Origin of the sequence: Pseudomonas sp. PvP100, from assembly GCF_017833055.1 — a bacterium.
GTDB classification, from domain to species: Bacteria; Pseudomonadota; Gammaproteobacteria; order Pseudomonadales; family Pseudomonadaceae; genus Aquipseudomonas; species Aquipseudomonas syringae.
In genome coordinates this window covers 1,433,769-1,456,174 of sequence record NZ_JAFIBO010000001.1, presented here as the reverse complement: position 1 = coordinate 1,456,174, position 22,406 = coordinate 1,433,769, and the positions used below count along the sequence as shown (strand labels likewise).

15 protein-coding genes are annotated in these 22,406 nt (G+C 59.0%); 6 read left to right on the top strand and 9 right to left on the bottom strand.

The genetic code is table 11. The features are described 5' to 3' along the window. Nucleotides 1–35: 35 nt before the first annotated feature. The 3 genes from JOE39_RS06390 to JOE39_RS06380 form a co-directional block, all read right to left on the bottom strand. Complete coding sequence (locus JOE39_RS06390; protein WP_210077678.1) at nucleotides 36–659, bottom strand: glutathione S-transferase; 624 nt, start codon at nucleotides 657–659, stop codon at nucleotides 36–38. A gap of 30 nt (nucleotides 660–689) precedes the next feature. After that, nucleotides 690–1,235, bottom strand: coding sequence for a GNAT family N-acetyltransferase (locus tag JOE39_RS06385; RefSeq protein WP_004417828.1), 546 nt, complete (start codon nucleotides 1,233–1,235; stop codon nucleotides 690–692). A gap of 109 nt (nucleotides 1,236–1,344) precedes the next feature. After that, nucleotides 1,345–2,046: a DUF3053 domain-containing protein gene (locus tag JOE39_RS06380; RefSeq protein ID WP_003410332.1), complete on the bottom strand. Its 702-nt coding sequence runs from the start codon at nucleotides 2,044–2,046 to the stop codon at nucleotides 1,345–1,347. A 333-nt stretch (nucleotides 2,047–2,379) separates the two neighbouring features. Between JOE39_RS06380 and JOE39_RS06375 the strand changes: the two genes are divergently transcribed. The 3 genes from JOE39_RS06375 (at nucleotide 2,380) to JOE39_RS06365 (ending at nucleotide 5,698) form a co-directional block, all read left to right on the top strand. Continuing rightward, nucleotides 2,380–2,517, top strand: coding sequence for a hypothetical protein (locus JOE39_RS06375; protein WP_003369471.1), 138 nt, complete (start codon nucleotides 2,380–2,382; stop codon nucleotides 2,515–2,517). A 381-nt stretch (nucleotides 2,518–2,898) separates the two neighbouring features. Continuing rightward, entirely contained in the window at nucleotides 2,899–3,735 is an 837-nt protein-coding gene (locus JOE39_RS06370; protein WP_210077680.1) for a lipopolysaccharide biosynthesis protein, read from the top strand. Nucleotides 3,736–4,108: 373 nt separating this feature from the next. After that, entirely contained in the window at nucleotides 4,109–5,698 is a 1,590-nt protein-coding gene (locus JOE39_RS06365; protein ID WP_003395611.1) for an ABC-F family ATPase, read from the top strand. A gap of 63 nt (nucleotides 5,699–5,761) precedes the next feature. On the opposite strand, the gene JOE39_RS06360 is transcribed toward JOE39_RS06365, so the two are convergent. Continuing rightward, the gene (locus JOE39_RS06360) at nucleotides 5,762–6,895 is read right to left on the bottom strand and encodes a lactonase family protein (protein WP_210077682.1); all 1,134 of its coding nucleotides are present in this window, start codon (nucleotides 6,893–6,895) and stop codon (nucleotides 5,762–5,764) included. A 163-nt stretch (nucleotides 6,896–7,058) separates the two neighbouring features. On the opposite strand from JOE39_RS06360, the gene JOE39_RS06355 reads away from it, so the two are divergent. After that, nucleotides 7,059–8,243 carry an MFS transporter gene (locus JOE39_RS06355; RefSeq protein ID WP_210077684.1) on the top strand — a complete coding sequence of 395 codons (1,185 nt, stop codon included), beginning with the start codon at nucleotides 7,059–7,061 and terminating at the stop codon, nucleotides 8,241–8,243. Between the two features lie 260 nt (nucleotides 8,244–8,503). Then, nucleotides 8,504–11,248, top strand: a complete 2,745-nt coding sequence (locus JOE39_RS06350; protein ID WP_210077686.1) for an autotransporter outer membrane beta-barrel domain-containing protein — start codon at nucleotides 8,504–8,506, stop codon at nucleotides 11,246–11,248. Nucleotides 11,249–11,278: 30 nt separating this feature from the next. On the opposite strand, the gene glgB is transcribed toward JOE39_RS06350, so the two are convergent. From glgB to JOE39_RS06335, 3 genes are read right to left on the bottom strand one after another with little or no spacing between them, the layout of a single operon-like run. Beyond that, nucleotides 11,279–13,504 (bottom strand): 1,4-alpha-glucan branching protein GlgB, encoded by a 2,226-nt coding sequence (gene glgB, locus JOE39_RS06345; protein ID WP_210077688.1) that lies wholly within the window; start codon nucleotides 13,502–13,504, stop codon nucleotides 11,279–11,281. Beyond that, the gene (gene treS, locus JOE39_RS06340; RefSeq protein WP_057445431.1) at nucleotides 13,501–16,827 is read right to left on the bottom strand and encodes a maltose alpha-D-glucosyltransferase; all 3,327 of its coding nucleotides are present in this window, start codon (nucleotides 16,825–16,827) and stop codon (nucleotides 13,501–13,503) included. Before treS ends, glgB begins: the two co-directional genes overlap by 4 nt. A gap of 19 nt (nucleotides 16,828–16,846) precedes the next feature. After that, the gene (locus JOE39_RS06335; RefSeq protein ID WP_016568091.1) at nucleotides 16,847–18,865 is read right to left on the bottom strand and encodes an alpha-1,4-glucan--maltose-1-phosphate maltosyltransferase; all 2,019 of its coding nucleotides are present in this window, start codon (nucleotides 18,863–18,865) and stop codon (nucleotides 16,847–16,849) included. Nucleotides 18,866–19,159: 294 nt separating this feature from the next. Between JOE39_RS06335 and JOE39_RS06330 the strand changes: the two genes are divergently transcribed. Further along, nucleotides 19,160–19,318, top strand: a complete 159-nt coding sequence (locus JOE39_RS06330) for a hypothetical protein (protein WP_074996882.1) — start codon at nucleotides 19,160–19,162, stop codon at nucleotides 19,316–19,318. A 48-nt stretch (nucleotides 19,319–19,366) separates the two neighbouring features. Here JOE39_RS06330 and JOE39_RS06325 read toward each other — a convergent pair whose 3' ends face one another. Beyond that, nucleotides 19,367–20,113: an SDR family oxidoreductase gene (locus tag JOE39_RS06325; protein ID WP_003317617.1), complete on the bottom strand. Its 747-nt coding sequence runs from the start codon at nucleotides 20,111–20,113 to the stop codon at nucleotides 19,367–19,369. Nucleotides 20,114–20,223: 110 nt separating this feature from the next. Beyond that, entirely contained in the window at nucleotides 20,224–22,335 is a 2,112-nt protein-coding gene (locus tag JOE39_RS06320) for a bifunctional diguanylate cyclase/phosphodiesterase (RefSeq protein WP_024665495.1), read from the bottom strand. Nucleotides 22,336–22,406: the final 71 nt, after the last annotated feature.

Genomic DNA, 22,406 nt, shown 5'->3' with positions numbered 1-22,406 from the left:
TGATGCTCAAGGATAAACGCGAGCCCGACAAACCGTCACGGAGTTCCGTTGCGCCCGTACAGAAGGTAGCCGGAACGGTGGCTCAGGCGTTCGTAACACGCATTGACGGCGGGCAGGTCGGGATGCTCGAGAGGCGTCTCGAACCAGCGATTGACTGAAAGACCGATGGGGATGTCCGCCAGGGTAAAACGCTCGCCGCAGACATAGGCGCCGGTCTTTTCCAGTTGCCTGTCGAGTATCTGCATGTGCCTGGTCCATTGAGCACAGGACACGGCTATGGCTGCAGGGTCCTGGTGCTCGGTCGAACGTCGTACCAGTGACATGAAGGCATAACTCCATGATCGGTTCAGATCCGAACCTTGCCAGTCGATCCACTGATCGGTGTGTGCCCTGGCGCGTGGATCCAGCGGGTAAACAGGGTCGCCAGCATAACGGTTGGCCAGATAGCGAACGATGCTGTTGGACTCCCAAAGCACGAAGTCATCATCCACGATAACCGGCACCATGGCATTAGGGTTGAGCGCGACGAACGCCTCGGTGTCGGCAGGCTTGAAGTCTGACCCCCAGTCTTCCTGAGTGAAGGGTATCTTCAGCTCCTCACACGTCCAGAGTACTTTTCGTACGTTGATCGAGGAGGTCTTGCCCAGTATGCGCAGCATTCAGCGTCCTTGTTGCACAGCAACGTCGTGTCAGTCAGTAGTCATCAGCGGTTTGGCAAACAGGTGATTCTCATGTGTTTCGCCCTGAAACACATAGTGCGGCGTACCTTTCCATGCATAGCCTTGGCGAGGGTAGAACGCCAAAGCGCGAGGATTGCCAACCCAGACCGTCGCCCATAATAGCGAGGCGTGACGGGTTGTTGCACGCTGCTCGGCAGCATCAAGTAACAGCCGCCCCGCTCCACGCCCGGTGAAACGCTCCTGCACATAGAGACGTTGCAACTCGGCGGCGTTCGACACACCGAGCATTGCGTGGTCGGTGCGCAACGCGACTTGAGCAAAGCCGATCAAATGCCCTTGCAACTCGGCAACGACGATGAACGTTGTCGGCTCGATGAGCTGTTGTGCGAAGTTCGCAGGCGAGAAAGCTTCCAGCGCCTCGCGGGCGATGGACTGTCGAATGCCTTGCGTTGCGTAGGTGTCGAGAAAAACCTGCATACCGAGCGCCGCAAGGCACAACGCATCCGCAGAGGAAGCATCACGCAGGGTGACGGTCATTGAAGGGGGATTATTCATCAGGCGGTTGATTCCAGGCATCAGGCAGACAGATGGCCGAATCATACCTGACACAAGGACCGGCCCGGCAGCAGGGCCGGGCCGTCACTTCAGACGCAGCAGCTCGATATCAGCGGCCGGTCATCAGCGATTGCAGCTTGGACTGGGCTTGTTGAGCGTTCTTGCCCTGCTCGTTCAGCTCTTGCAGCAGTTTGTTGAGCTCGGTCTGGACCACAGGATCCTTGACGGTGATCGTCGAACCCGAGATATCGATCTGCGATTTGTGCGCGTCCACATAATCGGCAACCTTCAGGCCACTGGAAAAGGTGCCCTTTATCTGCGGCAGCACTTCGCGGAAGGTGTTGGCGGGTACGCTGACAGTTCGGTCGTAGGCCTTGTCGTAAACCACCTTCAGGTCTTCCGGCTGCTTGAGTTTCGCGCGGGCGGCGTCTGCCTTGCCCTGCTCGATGGTCAGCTTTTCGCCCACTTCATCAAGGCCCGTCTGCACAGCAGCCAGGTCAGCGCGTCGTTGAATGACATCGCTGACCGAATGAAAAGAGCCTTTCTGCATCAAGCCGGCGAGCGGCTGTACAGCAGAGTCCATGCCTGCGCCAAAGTCGGAGATGACCGCATAGTGCGAGGTGTAGTCACCAAAGGTTTTCTTCTCCTCATCCGTCAGCTTGGGCACATGTACGCCCGGCTTGTCGACAATTCGGGTTTGCAGGAACTGAGTGAACGCAGTGCGCTGCTCGGGCTCCTTGTCTCCGCAGCCAGCCAGGAACAGGGGTAAAGCGACAGCCAGCAGCAAAGCTGGACGGAAAAGGGACTTCATGTCAGTAACCTCCGGGATCATAAGAATGCACGCTCACAGGCCACGCCTGCTGAACACGAGCGTGCTTATAGTCTCGTCATCGCCTCATCTAGTTCCGCGACGGCACTGAAGATACTTGTCGCAATGCCATACTTTGGCAACGCCAGCGCTAAACCCCACTGGTTTGGCGCAGCAAAACCGGGCGTCTGCGCCAAACCGTGCATGGGTCCGACCGGAACAAGGCCCTGCCTGAAAGCCGCTCCAAGAAAGTTCCTTAACATTTCTTCATGAGATGAAACGTTTCAGCCGCTACTCTTCAACGGACCGACAAAGTGACAACAGGAGTCAATCACTATGTTTGCACACGAAGGGCTGGGTCTGATCCTTGTCTCCATCGTCTTTCTGCTTGGAGCGATTGCGATGTTCATTCACCCTTTCCACGCGCTGGGAAGCTGGTTCAGGAGGAAGAAGCAGGAAAGGAAATCCGACTAACCGTCAACACGCACCAGAAATGGCAGGCCTGGTCATCACCGGGCCTTGCAGAAAAACCTCATATGACCGCCTTCGTCCAACTTGGCCCCGCGCAAATCTATCATCCTGACAGCTATTTGGAGCTCGTCTTTCCGCTCGCACATTGAATTGCCATCAAGTAGTGGCCAATAAGTATTAAATTAATATCACCCATCCAACCTTACATCCGAAAACCCTCCAGTGAATAGCGCATTTCGGTAATCAGCGCCCTTGCTATGTAGCCAGTTGTTTCCAGTGTGATACTCTTTCGAGACACTTTGATATTGAATTAATGGCCACCAGCCGATAATGTCGCGCGCATAACGCCCTAACTAATTTGCCACTAGTGCTTACAAGGTTGTCATGACTAGTCAATCAATTAATTCGACGCGCTACGTACGCAATGCTGTTGACGAGCACACGCCTGCACCGACGCGTGTGCTTGATTTCAGCCAATGCAAGGGCACTAAAAAAGGGCCGGTTTTCCTGATTGGCTCTGGGAAATCAGCAAAGGACTTCCCGATCGAAGAGTTCTCGCATATCCCCATGATTACCATGAACGGCGCGTTCTCGATGTTCGCAGGCACGAACATAAAGCCGTTGTTCTACGTCTGCTCCGACAGGGATTTTCCCAACCAGCAGCCTGAGCTGTTCGCCGCCGCCATGCGCTCCAGCGAAAATGTCGGCCTCTGGGAAGATCAGTTTCGCGGCGATATTCCCAGACCTTCCGGACGCGCTTATGCACTGAAGAAATCGCCCAGAGTGTCGAGGGTGGCGGCACTGTGCTCGCGGGAGGATGCACTGGTCAGAAAACTCTCGTTATGGAGTAGCAGAAGCCGGGATATCGGTTTCAGCAAGGATCTGGAATTTGGTTTTTTCGACGCCCGAACTGTCATGTATCTGGCGCTGCAACTGTCTTATCACCTTGGTTTCGACAACGTCTTTCTGGTCGGTTTCGATATGAATCAGTCCGTGGGCCGATTCTATGAATCCTCCAGCGACAATTGCTCACCCTGCGGTCTGGACCAGCATTACGAGTCCAGAATTCTTCCATCACTTGAGCTGATGTCGAAACAGGTCGTCGGTAGCGACTTCCAGGTATTCAATGTCTCCGACAGCTCGCGCGTGCCGCACGAAGTCATTCCCAAGTTGAGCCTTGATGAAGTTCGCCATAAAGTCAGTTGCTCACTTCAACGATAGTATTCAGCTGTCACAGAGTGCTGACAGCAACGCAGCCTGCTTGTCTTGGGCGTCCGCAGTTGCACGCGGCGAACGGCGCTGAAGCAGGCGCCAACCCTGCCCCGACCCGTTAAACTCGGCAATCCCCTGCCGCCCACCATGTCACTGCCGCCCGACCTATGCGACAATGCGCGCCAATGTCTGGCGTGAACCCCCACATTCATATCCCGGCAACGCAGTCGTGGCAGGCTGCCGTTGCTGTAGACGTATGCCCGTTGGGTCAGCTCATGCTCGGACGGAGCGGACTGAACAGCGTCGGTGGGGTCCTGAGCACCACACCCGCTGACGCCAGCGCTCCCCCGGTTATTGCCCACGTTATTGATAGGTAAAGTAATTGATCTCCACAGCTAACATCACGATGCAGTTCGGCCCCAAACCCTTGTTCGAGAATGTCTCGGTCAAGTTTGGCGCTGGTAACCGTTACGGCCTGATTGGCGCGAACGGCTGCGGCAAGTCCACGTTCATGAAAATCCTCGGTGGCGACCTCGAGCCTTCGGGTGGGCAGGTGATGCTGGAGCCGAACGTGCGTCTGGGTAAACTGCGCCAGGATCAGTTCGCCTATGAAGAGTTCACGGTGCTCGACACCGTGATCATGGGTCACGAAGAGCTGTGGAAGGTCAAGGCCGAGCGCGACCGCATCTATTCGCTGCCGGAAATGAGCGAAGACGACGGCATGGCCGTTGCCGAGCTGGAAACCGAGTTTGCCGAAATGGACGGCTACACCGCCGAATCCCGCGCCGGTGAACTGCTGTTGGGTCTGGGTATCGGCATCGAACAGCACAACGGTCCGATGAGCGAAGTCTCGCCGGGCTGGAAGCTGCGCGTTCTGCTGGCGCAGGCACTGTTCTCCGATCCGGAAGTGCTGCTGCTCGACGAACCGACCAACCACCTGGACATCAACACCATTCGCTGGCTGGAAAACATCCTGACCCAGCGTAACAGCCTGATGATCATCATCTCCCACGACCGTCACTTCCTGAACAGCGTGTGCACACACATGGCCGACCTGGATTACGGCGAGTTGCGTCTGTTCCCGGGCAACTATGACGAGTACATGACCGTGGCGACCCAGTCCCGCGAGCAGTTGCTGTCCGACAACGCCAAAAAGAAAGCGCAGATTTCCGAACTGCAATCGTTCGTCAGCCGCTTCTCGGCCAACGCCTCGAAAGCCAAGCAGGCCACGTCCCGAGCCAAGGCGATCGACAAGATCCAGCTGGCCGAGGTCAAGCCCTCCAGCCGTGTCAGCCCTTTCATTCGTTTCGAGCAGACCAAGAAGCTGCACCGCCAGGCGGTCATCGTCGATCGCATGGCCAAAGGCTTCGACGGCAAGACCCTGTTCAAGGACTTCAGCTTCCAGGTCGAAGCCGGCGAGCGTGTGGCCATCATCGGCCCGAACGGCATCGGCAAGACCACTCTGCTGCGCACCCTGGTCAACGAGTTGCAACCAGACGCAGGCACGGTCAAGTGGACCGACGCAGCGGAAATCGGCTATTACGCTCAGGACCATGCTCACGATTTCGAGGATGACTCCACTCTGTTCGACTGGATGGGTCAGTGGACTCAAGGCGGCGAGCAACTGGTACGTGGCACCCTGGGCCGCATGCTGTTCTCCAACGACGAGATCCTCAAGTCGGTGAAGGTGATTTCCGGTGGTGAACAGGGCCGCATGCTGTTCGGCAAGCTGATCCTGCAAAAGCCCAACGTGCTGGTGATGGACGAACCGACCAACCACCTGGACATGGAATCCATCGAGTCGCTGAACCTGGCGCTGGAAAACTATCCAGGCACACTGATTTTCGTCAGTCACGACCGCGAGTTCGTGTCCTCGCTGGCAACCCGCATCATCGAACTCAGCCCAAGTGGCGTGGTCGATTTCAGCGGCACCTATGACGACTACCTGCGTAGCCAGGGCGTTACGTTCTAAGCCTGTCAGCCCGCAATAGTAAAAAGCCCTGTCATATGACAGGGCTTTTTAGTTTCAGCGCGCCTATTCGCTTGGCTGGCTGAGCATTTCAATCCAAAGCGCACCCTTGCCCGAGGGCGCTTCACTGACCCGTTGCAAGGCACCCTTCTCGCCTATGGCGTAACTGCCCACCTTGTCGCTTTTCTCGCCACTCACCAGCAACCAGCGCCCATTGGGTGAAACAGCGATGTTGCGCGGCTGCTTTTCCTGAACGGGGTAATTGTCAACGAACGCCACCTTGCCATTGGTGGGCTCAACCTTGAACACCGACACGCTGCTGCTGGTGCGCTCACTGATGAACAGCCATTTGCCGTTCGGCGCGAGGCGAATATCCGCGGCCCAGATGCGCGGCGTAGGGTCATCCTTGAGATCATTGTTGCGCGCATCGCGAGCCTGTCCCGGCGCCAGATTCAAGCGTTTGGGAATACCGTCTGCCTGACTGGTCTGCTTCAACGCACCGGTTTTCTGATTGATCGCGAAGGCCGTGACCGTGCCACTCATTTCACCGACGACATACAGAAACTTGCCGTCGGACGAAAAGGCCAGGTGGCGCGGGCCGGTATTGTCGGGAACGGCGACATAGCCCTCGCCGATGGGGACAAGCTTGCCGTCCTTGGGCTCCAGGCGGTATTGCAGCACACGATCGACGCCCAGGTTACCGGCGTACACAAACCGGTTGCTCGGATCGGTGCGCACCGAATGTGCGTGCATGCCGGTCTTGTAAGTCTGAATGCTGTCGCTCGGGCGGTGCTGCGCATCGATGGGCTGGACGCTGAGCAAGTCGGCGCCATATGACGCACCAAACAGAAAGCGTCCGCTACGATCGGTAGACAGGTACGCCAGACTCTCGGCCAGCGGCGCCTGGCTCAGCGGTTTGAGGTGTCCGGTGCCAGGCTCGATGCTGAAACTCAGCACTTGATACGGCTTGGCGCGCAACGCCGCAAATAACGCTTTGCCATCAGGCGTGATGGCCATTGGATTGACCTGATCACCCGCTCTGGTTTGCTCGACCAGGCTGAGCGCCCCGCTCTTTTCATCCAGACGGTATTGAGAAATCAGCCCATCGGAGGGGCTGGAAATGTAAGCGAAGGTGGTCGCCTGGGCACTCAGGCCTAATGAACAAGCGACTGCAGCGGCCAGCAACAGAATATTTTTCATGACGAACCTTTTTATTATTGTGATGTGATCAGTCATCCTATGACCATATCCTCACAACGGCAACTGTCTGATAAGCAGCCGCATAATACCGTTAGCCTGCTTTCATTTATCCAAGACGCACGCCATGATGAGGCACTCCCACCGCCCGCCAGCGAAGAGCCCAATGCCTGCCGCACACCCCGGATCCATGACGATCACCCTGCAGATCGTCTCCATCGTTTTCTACACGTTCATCGCCTTCCTGTGCATCGGCCTGCCTATCGCGGTATTACCCGGCTATGTTCATGACCAGTTGGGTTTCAGCCCGCTGATTGCCGGTCTGGCCATCGCCTCGCAGTACCTCGCCACCCTGCTCAGCCGACCTTTCGCCGGCCGTGCCACAGATACCCTGGGCAGCAAGCGCTCTATCGTGTTCGGGCTCTGGGGCATCGTCATCAGTGGCAGCATGACCTTGCTGGCCACACTGCTGCACGACTTTGCCACGCTGAGCCTGTCGATTCTCATCGTCGCGCGGCTGTTCCTCGGTGTCTCTCAGGGGCTTATCGGGGTCGGCACCATCAGTTGGTGCATCGGCAAAATCGGCCCGGAGCATACTGCACGCTCAATCTCGTGGAATGGCATCGCGTCCTATGGGGCGATCGCCATTGGTGCACCGCTTGGCGTAGTGGTCATCGATGGCATTGGCTTCAACAGCCTGGGTATTGCCATGATGGTAATGGCCGGGCTGGCACTGAGGCTGATTCGCGACAAGCCGTCGGTGCCCATCATTGTCGGTGAGCGCCTGCCCTACTGGTCGGTGTTTGGCCGGATCGCACCCTACGGTCTGGGGCTGACCCTATCGTCGATCGGCTATGGCACGCTGACCACCTTCATCACCCTGTTCTACCTGGATCGTGGCTGGGAAGGCGCGGCCTATTGCCTGAGCATGTTCGGTGTGTGCTTTATCCTCGCCCGCCTGCTGTTCATCGGCGCGATCAATCGGCTGGGCGGCTATAACGCGGCCATCCTGTGCATGGTGGTAGAAATCTGTGGACTGCTGATGCTCTGGCTTTCTCCGAGCAGCGGCGTTGCCCTTGCAGGGGCCGGACTGACCGGCGTAGGGCTGTCGCTGGTCTACCCGGCGCTCGGCGTAGAAGCGATCAAGAGCGTGCCCACCCCTAGCCGCGGCGCCGGCCTGAGCGCCTACGCAGTGTTCTTCGACCTGGCACTGGCAATCGCAGGGCCGGCAATGGGCGCAATTGCCTTGGGCCAAGGCTATGACTGGATATTTTTCTATGCAGCCCTGCTATCGGTGTGCGCGCTGGCCCTGACAATCTGGTTGTCGCGGCGCGCCGCTCAAGCGCAATGATCGGCCGCAACAGTACCTTTGCGGCATAAGCTTTTCGCTTGTAGTTCCAATAGTTAGTAGATAAAGCTTAAATCCCGCCGTCGGTCGGTCAACTTCTTGACGCATTCAGCAACGACTTCTTGACTTGATAGTGCGAGCCTCGAAACAGGCTTGCAAAGTGTTCGTCGCCCACCTGGGTAAGACGCCGCTTTGCGTAGCAGTCTGGCGCCTCGATCCCTCTCGATTGCCTCCCTGCTGCCAGCCTGGACGGGAGTGCTGTCATGAAAATCCGTTGTGTCCATTTTTATCAGACCTGCAACGTGCTGCCGGTGGTGATACTGGCAATTATCCCTTCCTGGGCCGAAGGCGCCTGCAGCCTTTCCTCCTTGCCATCGGCGGGTACTCAGGTCTGTGACGGCGGTGGCAGTGGGCCGTTTAGCGCGCTCAGCGGCGACCACGTGCTGATCTTCCCGCAGGGCGGAACGGGCACTGTGTCCGGCAATGTCCTGTTCGGTCCGGGAATGGACAGCGTGGACATGCAGTCGGGGCGCATTCTGGGCAACGTAATCCAAGGGGCGGGGATTGACCGCTTCACCCTCTCTGCGGGTGAGGTCAGCGGCGATCTGAACCAAGGCGATGATCCCGACGACTTTGTCATGAGCGGCGGCACGCTGGGCGCTCTGGCCCAGGGTGATGGGCGGGATACCTTCCTCATGACCGGCGGCACCCTCACCCGCGCGTTCGAGGATGGCGACGTTGCAGTGATGACCGGTGGCAGCATCGGTCGCGTGGACATGAAGCTGGACAACAATGTATTCGAGATGTCCGGTGGCACCATCATCAATAATCTGGTCACCGGCTTTGGCCGGGACACGATTACCTTGTCGGGCGGCATTGTTGGCGGCAATGTCAGCGTCAGTGGCGGTGACGACCTGGTCACCCTCAGTGGCGGCGAGATTCGTGGCGAAGTTCGCACCAGCGTTGGCAATGACAATTTCAACTGGCTGAACGGCGGTTACGCACGCAGCAACGTGTTGATGGCCGATGGCAATGATACGGCGCGCCTCTACAACCTGAGCGAATACTACCTGAGCGCCAACCCGCTGCTCGACGGCGGCCCGGGCAACGACCTGTTGACCTTCGATAACACCGCATCATCACAGCCGGGTCGCTATGCCAACTGGGAAACGGTCAACGTGAGCAACGGCTCGCAGCTGAATCTGGCCGGCACGCTGGTACTCGGCGACAGCGTGAGTGACACCGGCGTTCTGAACATCGATTCCGCCAGTGCGCTGACCTCGACCTCGGGCAGCATTGCGCCGTTCAGCGCCGGTTCCCTTGTCTCACTGGAGAATGCCGGAACGCTGGACGTCAGCGATGCAGGCCGTTCGCTCACTGGCACATTGACGGTGACCGGCAATTACACCGGCCAGAACGGGCGACTGCTGTTGCTATCGGCACTGGGCGATGATGCATCCGCCAGCGACCGACTGGTCGTGGCACAGGGTCGAATCAGCGGTTCTACACGCATGATCGTCAGCAACTCGGGTGGGCTGGGCGCCCTGACCCGCGGCAATGGCATCGAAGTGGTACAAGCCATCAACGGAGCAACCAGCGAAAGCAGTGCCTTTTCGTTGCAAAACCCGCTGTCTGCAGGTGCTTATCAGTATTACCTGTTCAAGGGCGGCGCGACTGCCGGCTCTGAGAACAGCTGGTTCCTGCGCTCCGCGGTGATTGCCCCGTCAGCTCCTGCTCCTGCTCCTGCTGAGCCCACCCCAGAACCTGCGCAGCCGACTCCACTGCCAACGCCTGTTCCTGTTCCTGTTCCTGTTCCTGAGCCTACACCTACACCTACACCTACACCTCAGCCTGAGCCTGCTCCCGAGCCTGCTCCCGAGCCTGCTCCCGAACCTGCACCACAACCTGTACCTGACCCTCCCCCAAACCCTGCACCCGAGCCCGAGCCCGAGCCGAACAGCCCACCCCCTGTCACGCCAGCAGCCACACTGCCAGTCCCCGCGATAGGAACCCCGCCACTGCCTGAACCCGTTCGCGGAGCCGCGCCCATCGCGCTGTACCGGCCCGAGGTCGCCAACTACTCCGTGGTGGCTCCCGCCGCTGCGGTCCTGGCCCTGAGCTCACTGGGCACCTTTCATGAACGTCAGGGGGATCAAGCCCTGCTAACGCAAAACGGCACGACGCCAGCGGGTTGGGCACGCGTGTTCGGCAGCGACTTCAGGCAACGCTGGCCGGGAGACGTGAGTCCTGGCCTGGACGCTTCATTCAAGGGTTATCAGATAGGCCATGACCTGTATGTTTGGCAACAGGACAGCGGGCAGACTCAGCGCGTCGGCCTGTTCGTCGCGCATAACCGTCTGGACGGCAAGGTGAAGGGTTTTGCAGAGGGTTTCAGCGACTACCGGACAGGGCATCTGAAACTGCAGGGCGAGAGCCTGGGCGCCTACTGGACGCTGACCACACCGAATGGCGGATACGTCGACGCAGTGGCGATGGGCACACGCCTGGATGGCCGCAGCCGCTCTGTCAGGGGCATCGGTGTCGACACTGAAGGCCACGTCATGAGCCTGTCTGTCGAGACAGGTTATCCGCTGCCGCTGTCACAGCGCTGGGTTGCAGAGCCCCAGTTACAGTTCATCTACCAACGCGTAGACCTGCAGGATCAGGATGACGGCATTGCCCATCTCGGGTTCGACAGTCAGGCTTACACCACAGGGCGCATCGGCGTGCGTTTCAAGGGACACTATCAAGTGAGCAGCGTACCGATAGAGCCTTATCTGCGCGCCAACCTCTGGCACACCAAAGACGGCCATGACACGCTGACCTTCGATCACGCAGAGCAGATAAGAACCGCGCATCGGTCAACGACGGGCAGTATTGGCGCAGGGATGGTAGCGACATTGAGCAGCAACGCCAGCCTGCACTGGAGCGCTGATTACCTGGGCGATCTGGGCGAGCATGGAGCGGAGGGAGTGAACACCAGCCTGGGGTTCAGGCTGGTGTGGTAGGGCGACCGTCAGCGCGGGGACGCGACTTGGTCAGTCTTTCTTCGGTTTGAGGATGAGCACCGCGAGTGGTGGCAGATTCAGCACCAGCGAATCCTCCATCCCATGCGCCGGCTCGGCTTCAGTCATGACCTCGCCACCATTGCCAAAGTTGGAGCCTGCATAGGTTTCCGCGTCACTGTTCAGCAACTCCGTCCATGCACCTCGCATCGGTGCGCCAAGGCGGTAGTCCATGCGCGGCACTGGAGTCATGTTGGCGACCACCAGCAGCGGCTCGCCGTCGTAACTCCAGCGCAGGTACGCAAACACGCTGTTGGCACTGTCATCGCCGACCAGCCACTGGAAGCCGGCAGGGTCTGCATCGCGCTCGTGAAGCGCTTTTTCCTCTCGATAGAGGCGGTTCAGATCGCCGACCAGGTTCTTCACGCCCACGTGCTCGGCATATTGCATCAAGTACCAGTCCAGCTCCCTGTCGTGATTCCACTCGCGCCATTGGCCGAATTCGCAGCCCATGAACAGCAGCTTCTTGCCGGGGTGCGTCCACATGAAGGACAGATAAGCGCGCAGGTTGGCGAATTTCTGCCAGCGGTCACCCGGCATCTTGTCGATCAGCGAATGTTTGCCGTGTACCACTTCGTCGTGGGAAATAGGCAGTACAAAACGCTCGGACCACGCATACACCAGGCTGAAGGTCAGCATGCCATGGTGATGCCCACGGTTGATCGGGTCCTCTTCCATGTAATGCAGCGAGTCATGCATCCAGCCCATGTTCCACTTGTAATTGAAGCCAAGCCCACCCTGCTGGGTCGGCTCGCTGACACCCGGCCAGGCGGTCGACTCTTCGGCAATCATCATGGTCCCAGGGGCTTCCAGTGCAACCACGTCGTTCAAATGACGCAGGAAGTCGATGGCCTCGAGGTTTTCGCGGCCGCCGAAGCGATTCGTCACCCATTCGCCTGCATTACGCGAATAGTCGCGGTACAGCATCGACGCTACCGCATCCACGCGCAGACCGTCGATGTGGTAATGCTTGAGCCAGTGCAGTGCCGAGGCCAGCATGAAGCCATGAACCTCGGTGCGTCCCAGGTTGTAGATCAGGGTGTTCCAGTCCTGATGGAAGCCTTCCTTAGGGTCGGCGTACTCGTACAGGCAAGTACCGTCGAACTGCGCCAGACCATGAGTATCGGTCGGGAAATGCGCCGGAACCCAGTCAAGAATGACGCCGATTTCAGCGCGGTGACAGGCGTCGACGAAGAAGGCGAAATCTTCCGGCGAACCGTAACGGGCAGTGGGCGCGAACTGGGCCAGCAGTTGATAGCCCCATGAACCACCGAACGGGTGCTCCATGATCGGCATCAGCTCGATGTGCGTGAAGCCAAGTTCCTTGACGTAAGGAATCAGTCGATCAGCCAGTTCACGCCAGTTGTACTGCCGCCATTGATTGTCGTCGACCTGCTCCATTTGCCAGGAGCCGGCGTGCAACTCGTAGATTGATAACGGTGCAGTGACTTCGTGACGGTCTGCCCTTGATTGCAGCCACTCCTGGTCACTCCACTCGAACTGCAACGGCGCAGAGATCTTCGACGCGGTATCGGGCGGTAGTGTGGTGGCCAGGGCCATCGGGTCGCTTTTCAGCGGCAGAATCCCGTGAGCACCGAGAATCTCGTACTTGTAGACCTCACCGGGCTGCAGACGCGGGACGAAAATCTCCCATACCCCGGTCGGGTGGCGCATGCGCATAGGATGGCGACGGCCATCCCAGCTGTTGAAGCTGCCAACCACAGAAACACGACGCGCATTGGGCGCCCAGACCGCAAAACGCACACCGTCCACGCCATCGACGCTGGTGACCTGCGCGCCCAGACAGCTGCTCAGGTCGCGATGATTACCCTCGGCAAACAGGTAGAGGTCCATCTCGCCCAGCAGCGGGCCAAAGCTGTAGGGGTCCTCGGTGATCTGTTCACCACCGGCCCAGTTGATTTTCAGCAGGTAAGGCTGCGGATGCTCGAGGTGGCCGACGAAAAACCCCGGCACTTCGCTCATTTCCATCTCGCCCAGTTCGCGACCGTCATCCCTGGCCAGCAGGCGGACACTCAAGGCTGCGGGCAGATAGGCGCGGACGTACTGCCCGCTGCCGCCATCGCCATGCGGGCCGAGGATAGAGAACGGGTCACGGTGTTCAGCACGGATCAGCGCGTCGAGGTCCACAGCAGCGGGAATCGCGCGGTGGCGCGTGCCGGCTTTATCAGGCGCATTCATATTGACTCTCCATCAGACGGTTGCAGCAGTCCACGCAAGCCTTGCAAGGGAACGGCCAGCCAGGCTGGACGGTTCTCGGCTTCGTAGATCACTTCATAAGCAGCTTTTTCAAGGGTGAACAGCTCGAGTGCAGCGTCCTCCCCTTTCGCATCTTTCCAGGCATGGGCAATGCCGGTGGTCGCCGAGCGATAACCCTCGATAAAGGTTTCCCGCGCTTGCGCCAGGTAGGTATCGGCCACACGTTTGCGCGCCTCGGCCGCCTCGGGCGACGTGTCGACGCTTTGCGCACTGCGTACAGCCATCGCCGCAGCGTAGTCGAAGGAGCGCAGGACACCGCTGACATCCTTGAACGGGCTGTGCTTGGCACGGCGCTCTTCAAGTGCGCGGGCCGGCTCACCCTCGAAATCGATCAGGTAGGCATCACCTTTGACCACCAGCACTTGCCCCAGATGCAGATCGCCATGCACACGAATGCGCAGGCCACCGGCGGAGCGCTTGGCCAGGCCTTCGACGCGCTGACGGATCTGCTTGCGCTGCGCGAGCAAGTCCTTGACCAGTTGCTGATCGTCCTTCTCCAGCTCGCCCATGCGCTGTTCCAGCAATTGCAGGGCGCGCTCGAGCTGAGCGTTGACGCTGGCCCCGGAGGCCTTACTGTCCTGGCTGCTGGTGACCTCAACGGCAAAATCCGCATTGTCAGTGGGCGACGCGAGGATCTGATGCATCTCACCCAGGCGCTGACCAAGACTGCGCGAGAAGTCCGCGAGTTCGAGCAATGCGTTGTAATGCTGTTCCTGGCCGGAAACACCATGTGCCAGCTCGTCGCGTACCGCACGCTCGAGATTGTTCTGGGTCCACTCCCACGCATCGCCCTGATTGCTCAAATACCCTTGGGCGATCATCAGTAGATTGGGCTGACCGTCATTGCCGACGCGTACCAGAGAGCCCAGCAGCGGTGAAATGTTCTTGAAGCCGGCCTGGGTCAGGAACGCGCCCATTTCCAGCTCGGGATGTGTCCCGGCGCTGACTTTGCGAATCAGCTTGAGTACCAGGCTGCTGCCCACCACTACCGAACTGTTCGATTGCTCGGCAGACAGGTAGCGCACTTCCGACTCGGCGTTCAGGCCGAGGGGCGCCAGCTGTGAGCTTTGCTCGAAACGCAACTCGCCGTCGGCACAGGGTATGACCGTATCCGACTGCATGCCCTGAATCACGGCACGGATGAAGGTTTCCAGGGTGAATGCATCCGTGATCAACCCGACATCGCGGTTGCGACGTACTCGGGCCAGTGCCAGCTGCTGCGGCAATGCACTGCTGATATCGTCTTCGGCCAGCAAGCCGAACGGCAGTTGATAGCGATCGGTCTGCCCGCCGGCAGTGACTTCAATCTCGCTGAGCAGTACCGGATGCGCTTCATCGCCGAAGCGCACGGCGTAGGCAATGCTGACCTTCTCGATTGCCTTGTCCTTGCCCGCGAACCAGCGCCGTTTAGGCAGGTAAACCGCCAGCGAAGTGTTTTCCATGGTGCTGCGCAGTGGCTCTTCGAGCAACTCTTCCAGACGCTTCTTGAGCACCAGAGTCGGGAAGTCCGGCATGCTCTGCGCGGGTTCAACGTGCCAACTGGGCATTTGATTCTCCGAAGCCAGTAAAAACCAGTAAAAGCCGTACGGCGGCAGCGTCAGCAGGTAGCTTAACTGGCCGATAGGCGGGAATGCGCTGCCGCCGAGCATTTCCACCGGCACCGTGCCTGCATAGGCAGACAACTCAAGCTCTGCAGCCTGGGCGGCGCTGGAAACGTTGGCGACACACAACACCACTTCACTGTGTCCGTCAGGTGCTGTGTATTCGCGGGTATAAGCAAGAATGCGGCGGTTCGACGGCGAGAGCATTTTCAGCGTGCCACGCCCGAAGGCCTTCTGCTGTTTGCGCACGGCGAGCATGCGCCGGTTCCAGTTCAGCAGCGAATGCGGGTCACGTTCCTGGATTTCGACGTTGACCGACTGAAAGCCATACATCGGGTCCATGATCGGTGGCAACACCAGACTGGCCGGATCGGCACGCGAAAAACCGCCGTTGCGGTCGATGGACCACTGCATGGGCGTGCGCACACCGTCCCGGTCGCCCAGGTAGATGTTATCGCCCATGCCGATCTCGTCGCCGTAATACAGCGTCGGTGTGCCGGGCATCGACAACAGCATGCTGTTGAGCAACTCGACCCTGCGACGATCGCGATCCACCAATGGCGCCAGCCGCCGACGGATGCCCAGGTTGATCCGTGCGCGGCGGTCGGCCGCGTAGTAATTCCACAGATAGTCACGCTCACGATCGGTGACCATTTCCAAGGTCAGCTCATCGTGGTTGCGCAGGAAAATCGCCCATTGGCAGTTTTCCGGGATTTCCGGCGTCTGCCGCAAAATATCGGTGATCGGAAAACGATCTTCCTGGGCCAGCGCCATGTACATGCGTGGCATCAATGGAAAGTGAAAAGCCATGTGGCATTCATCGCCATCCGGGCCTTTGCTGTCGCCAAAATACAGCTGGGTGTCTTCCGGCCATTGATTGGCCTCGGCCAGCAGCATCCGGTCCGGGTAGTTCGCGTCGATCTCGGCACGAATGCGCTTGAGCACCTGATGGGTTTCCGGCAGGTTCTCGTTGTTGGTACCGTCCCGCTCGATGAGGTACGGGATGGCATCCAGACGCAAACCGTCGATACCCAGATCCAGCCAGAAGCGCATGACTTCCAGAACCGCATCCAGCACGTGCGGATTGTCGAAATTCAGGTCCGGCTGGTGGGAGTAGAAACGGTGCCAGAAGTACTGGCCGGCAACCGGGTCCCAGGTCCAGTTGGACGTTTCGGTATCGAGAAAGATGATCCGCGTACCGTCGTACTTCTGATCAGTGTCCGACCACACATAGAAATCCCGCGCCTTGGAACCGGGCTTGGCATTGCGGGCCTTCTGAAACCACGGATGCTGGTCGGACGTGTGGTTGATAACCAGCTCGCTGATCACTCGCAGGCCGCGCTTGTGTGCCTGGGCGATGAAACGCTTGGCGTCGGCCATGGTGCCGTAGTCGCTGTGCACGTCGCGGTATTCGGAAATGTCGTAGCCATCGTCCCGGCGCGGCGACGGATAGAACGGCAACAACCAGATGGTGTTGACGCCCAGCGCAGCAATGTAGTCGAGCTTTTCGATCAAGCCTGCGAAATCGCCGATTCCGTCGTTATTGGAATCAAAGAACGATTTCACGTGAACCTGATAAATCACCGCATCCTTGTACCAGAGCGGGTCTTTGATAAATGTCGCGTCACCGGGCTTTTTGGCCATTATTGACTCCTCGGGAGTGTTATTGCGCGGCCTGGATACGCCAGATTCCAAACGGTTGAGCTGGATCGAGACGCGTGTGCTGGTACTTGCCGTACCAGGTCCAGCGGTGACCGGTCATCAGGTCTTCACCCGACGTAGCGGCGTCATCTGGCAGGCCCATTTCCCACAGCGGCAACTCGAAATCCGCTTCCTGTGCGTTGTATGGGTCGAGGTTGATGGCAACCAGAATGAAGTTGCTGCCGTCCGCCGAGCGCTTGCCGAAATACAGGATGTTGTCGTTCCACGCGTTGTACAGCTTCAAACCCAAGTGCGTTTGCAGCGCAGGGTTCTGCCGACGAATGCGGTTGAGTTGAGCGATTTCGGCAATGATGTTGCCCGGTGCCGCGTAATCGCGAACCCGAATCTCGTACTTCTCCGAGTCCAGATACTCTTCCTTGCCGGGAATCGGTGCCGCTTCGCAGAGTTCGAACCCCGAATACATACCCCACAGCCCGGACCCCATAGTGGCCAGTGCCGCCCGGATCAGAAAGCCGGGACGCCCGGACTCGTGCAGGAAGCGCGGGTTGATGTCAGGCGTGTTGACAAAGAAATTCGGACGATAACAGTCGCGCCAAGGGACTTCATTGAGCTGGGTGAAATACTCGGACAGTTCCGCCTTGGTGTTGCGCCAGGTGAAATAGGTGTAACTCTGGCTGTAACCGACCTTGCCCAGCCGCGCCATCATTGCCGGCTTGGTAAAGGCTTCGGCCAGGAACATTACCTCAGGGTGCTGACTGCGTACTTCGCCGATCATCCACTGCCAGAACGGCAGCGGTTTGGTGTGCGGGTTGTCGACACGGAAGATTTTCACGCCTTCGTTGACCCAGCCCAGAACGATGTCGCGCAACTCCGTCCACAGGCCGGGGATGGCGTCTGGTGCGTAGAAGTCGACGTTGACGATGTCCTGATACTTTTTCGGCGGGTTTTCCGCATAACGGATCGTACCGTCCGGACGCCAAGAGAACCAGCCCGGATGCTGCTTGAGCCACGGGTGATCCTGGGAACACTGGATGGCGAAATCCAGCGCGATTTCCAGGCCATGGTCGGCTGCAGCTTTCACGAGGTTACGGAAATCTTCACGACTGCCCAGCTGTGGGTGAATGGCTTCATGGCCCCCATCCTCGCTGCCGATTGCATAAGGGCTGCCCGGATCATCGGGGCCTGCGGTCAGGGAGTTGTTCGGGCCCTTGCGGTGGGCGCGGCCGATAGGATGAATCGGCGGAAAATACAGCACGTCAAAGCCCATGTCGCGAATGGTCGGCAGACGCGAATGCACATCGTTGAACGTACCGTGGCGCGCCGGATCGTCGGTCATCGAACGGGGAAACAGCTCGTACCAGCTGGCAAACTGTGCCAGCTCACGCTCGACGTCCAGTGGGAACTCGACGCTGCGGCTGAGGAAGGCCTGATTGTCGGCCAGCTTCATCAGGCTGGCGGTTTCGCTGTGCAACAGCAGCGCGACTTTCTCGTCTTTATCGCCCTGTTCAAGCTGGCCCAGGAGACTTTCGATCTGCTGACGCTGCTCGTTCTGGCTGCGCTCGGCGGCGTGCACCAGATGAATGCGGCCCTCTTCCAGCTCCAGATCGACAGGAACGCCGGCGCCGAACTTCTTCTCCAGCTCATAACGATAGCTGCCGAACTGATCAATCCAGGCTTCCAGGCGAAACACATGGCGGCTGACCGAGGTCGGGGTGAATTCACCGACCCAGCTGTCATTGCCCAGCTCGCGCATTGGCGCGCTGTGCCAATGTTCTTCATCGGCAGCACGCCAGCGGATATTGACCGCCATCTTGTCGTGCCCATCGGCATAGACCTTGCTGGTCACGGTAACCGGTTGCCCGATGATCGCCTTGGCCGCGAACAGACCACCGTCGATCACCGGCAACGTGTCTTCAATCACGATGCGGGGTAATTGCAGCGCCTGGGTCAGTGATAGCGGAAGGGTTGCTTGCGGGACATCGGTGGCCAGGGAATCCGGACCGTATGGCTGTTCATTCATCGAGCATCACTCCTCACGCCCCAGGGACGCTCCTGTGCATTCCATGCAATGGAAAAATTGACGGTATGGCAGCGTACGATCGCACTGTGCTGGCGACTCGTCTATTTCCGCTGACTAGGTTCCGAGCGGTCAACGAGGGTAAAGTTCAAAGGTTTTGAGGATGTTTGCTGGTCGTGCGCAGAGATAAAGCAGTCATCGAGCGGATCAACGGGGCGACTGTGGCGGGAAGTAAATCAATTGAATCATCGGCCACGCCGGGCGGTCGTAAACAGGGTCGACAAGGAGGCAGCAACCATGACCTTACCCAACCCGGTAGAAGTACCCGATCCAAACATCGATGACCCCGCCCTGCCCAAGCCAGTGCCCGAACAGGAGCCGCCGCCATCCACACCGCCGCCCAATGAAACGCCAGTCGGCGACCCGCCCGCTAACGCGCCCCCGGTCACGGTGTGACGACTCAGTAAACGGGATCTGAAGGCGTCTGCCCGACCATAGACGCCTTCAGCGCCCTCCCGCCACATCGATGAACGTTCCCGTGGCGTAGGACGCATTGTCCGACAGCAACCAGAGAATGGCTTCCGCCACTTCCTCGGCCGTACCGCCACGGCCCATGGGCAATGCCCCCTCAAGCTTGCTGACGCGAAACGGATCGCCGCTCAAGGCGTGAAAGTCGGTGAAGATGAAACCCGGACGTACCGCATTGACGCGCACGTTTTCCGCTGCGACTTCCCTGGACAGCCCGATGGTAAAGGTGTCCAGCGCACCTTTCGATGCCGCATAGTCGACGTACTCGCCTGCCGAACCGAGGCGTGCCGCGAGCGACGATACGTTGACGATGCTGCCGCCTTGCCCCCCGTGTGCCGGCAACATGCGCAACAAGGCGTGTTTGCTGCACAGCATCGGGCCAACGACGTTGTTCATCATCATCTTCAACAGGCGAAATTCCGACATGTCCTCGACTCTCGAAGCCTGCGCCAGGGTGCCCGCGTTATTGACCAAATGGGTGACACGACCGAGTTCGGAGTCGACCCTGGCAAACAGCCGCATGATCTCGTCTTCATTGCTGACGTCGGCCTGCACGGTGATCGCCTTGGCGCCCATCGCTCTCACCTGGCCTGCGGTCTTTTCGGCAGCGGTATGATCCGACAGGTAGTTGATGCAGATCCGATAACCCTGTGAGGCGGCCAGACGCGCTGTGGCAGCGCCGATCCCGCGCGAACCACCGGTGATAATGAGGACTTTTTCCATGGAGTGTCTCGTTTTTTCAAAGGCCGACATCAGGACCCAGTCAACCTTCGCAGGTTAACCAACCGGTTCGGATCGTGACAGCCTTTACCGTCAAGCGCCATCTGCGCGCTTCAGAAAGCCGCTTGCCCGGTATCGGACGCATCCACTGCAGCTTTCGCTTCGGCGGCGCGGATTTCTTCGAGAAACTGCTGGGCCGGCAACGGATAACCCAGCAGGAAGCCTTGCAGCGAGTGACACCCCAAATGAGTCAGGAAGCGCTGCTGAACAGCGGTTTCAACGCCTTCGGCGACTATTCGCAGATTCAACGCCTGCCCTACCGCGACGATGGCCGAAACGATGGCGGCGTCGTCGGTGTCATGTTCCAGGTCGCGGACGAAGCCCCGATCAATCTTGATTTCGTTGGCGGGCAGTCGCTTCAGGTACATCAGGCTGGAGTAACCGGTGCCGAAATCATCGATCGACAGGTCCACGCCCATTTCCGAAAGCCTTCTCAACACCGCCAGGCTGGCATCCGCATCGTGCATGGCAGTGGTCTCGGTGATTTCCAGAGTCAGGCAGTTAGCCGGCAACTGATGCCGGGCCAGCGTGTCCGCCACTGCCGTGACCAGACCGGAATGGCAGAACTGCAAGGCTGAAAGGTTGACTGCAATACGCCAGTGCGAGTAACCCTGGGTGTACCACTCACGCATTTGCCGACAGGCTTCATCCAGTACCCACTCGCCGATCTGAATGATCAGGCCGGTTTTCTCCGCCATGGAAATGAACAGGTCCGGCCCCAGAACACCCTGTTCCGGGTGGTTCCAGCGCAGCAACGCTTCTGCGCCTACGGGCAGCCCGGTCACGGCGTCGAACTTGGGCTGGTAATAGATACAGAACTGCCGATGTTTGATCGCCCTGTGCAAATCCTGCGACATCTGCAGCTGATTGCGGGCGTTGCTGTTCATCGACGCATCGAAAAAGCTGTAGCCGTTCTTGCCGGCAGCCTTGGTGTGGTACATGGCCGCGTCGGCATTGATCAGAAGTTCATGCTGGGTGCTGCCGTTGCCCGGGTACATGCAGATGCCGATGCTCAGAGATATCTGCAACTGATGTTCGCCAATGTTGAACGGCGTGCCGACTTCGCTGACCTGTCGTCTTGCTACGGCCAATGCATCTTCAGCATGTTGAAGCTCCACCAGCAGGACAAACTCGTCGCCGCCGACCCTGGCCAGCGTATCGCGTCGATGCAGACTGTTGCGAAGACGCAAAGCGACCTGCCGCAACAGCAAGTCGCCGATATGGTGGCCGAACGCATCATTGACCGGCTTGAAGCCATCGAGGTCCATGAACATCAGCGCAAAGCAACCACCCGTCTCAACTGCCCTTTTCATGGCCCGATCGATGCGTTCCGTCAACAGCGCCCGGTTTGGCAAGCCGGTCAGGTTGTCGTGCAGGGCCAGGTGGGTCAGTTCCAGATTGGCCTCCGTCAGGGAATCGGCCAGCACGGCGGTACGTGTTTCCAGATGGGAGTCGAGAATACAGCTGAACAGTGCAATTCCCAGAATCGACAGGCTGGCGACCAGTACGATTCGGTCCAGCCCGTTACTGCTCAGCCCTTGCGGCAGCGCACCGCAAAAGCTGCCATCGGCAAAATTCGCAGCGGCCATGCCGGTGTAATGCATGCCGATGACAGCCAGCCCCAGCAACAGCGCCGCCGAGGCGCGTAGCAGGTAGACCCTGGGGCGCTGCTGGCGAAGATGGAAGGCTATGCGCAATGCTGCCGCAGACGCAGCGATAGCAATGACCACAGAAAGCACGAACAGCCACGGCGTATATTGAATGCCAGGCTGCATGCGCATTGCAGCCATGCCGGTGTAGTGCATGGCGCTGATGCCAAGTCCCAGCAACACCGCACCCAGGCTCAGTTGCAGCGCGGGCAATCTTGGCTGGGTGGCGAGCCACAGGGCGAACCCTGAAAAGCCGATGGCGATCAACAGCGAAAGCAGCACCAGTGGCACGTCGTAGCCCAGGTCGATGGGCAATACGAACGCCAGCATACCGATGAAATGTGTCGACCAGGTGCCAACGCCCATCGCGATAGCGCCGCCCGCAGTCCATAAGTGGACAGCACGGCCCCTGGCCGAAACGATGCGGCCCACCAGATCGAGGGCCGTATACGCGGCAAGAATAGCGACGAGAATCGAGATAACGACGAGTGAAGGGATGTAGCTGCCAATCAACATAAACGCACCTGGAAACCAATGAGCGCGTCCATGCCGATCTTGTGCGGGTGATTGTACGCATTAGCGGCCAA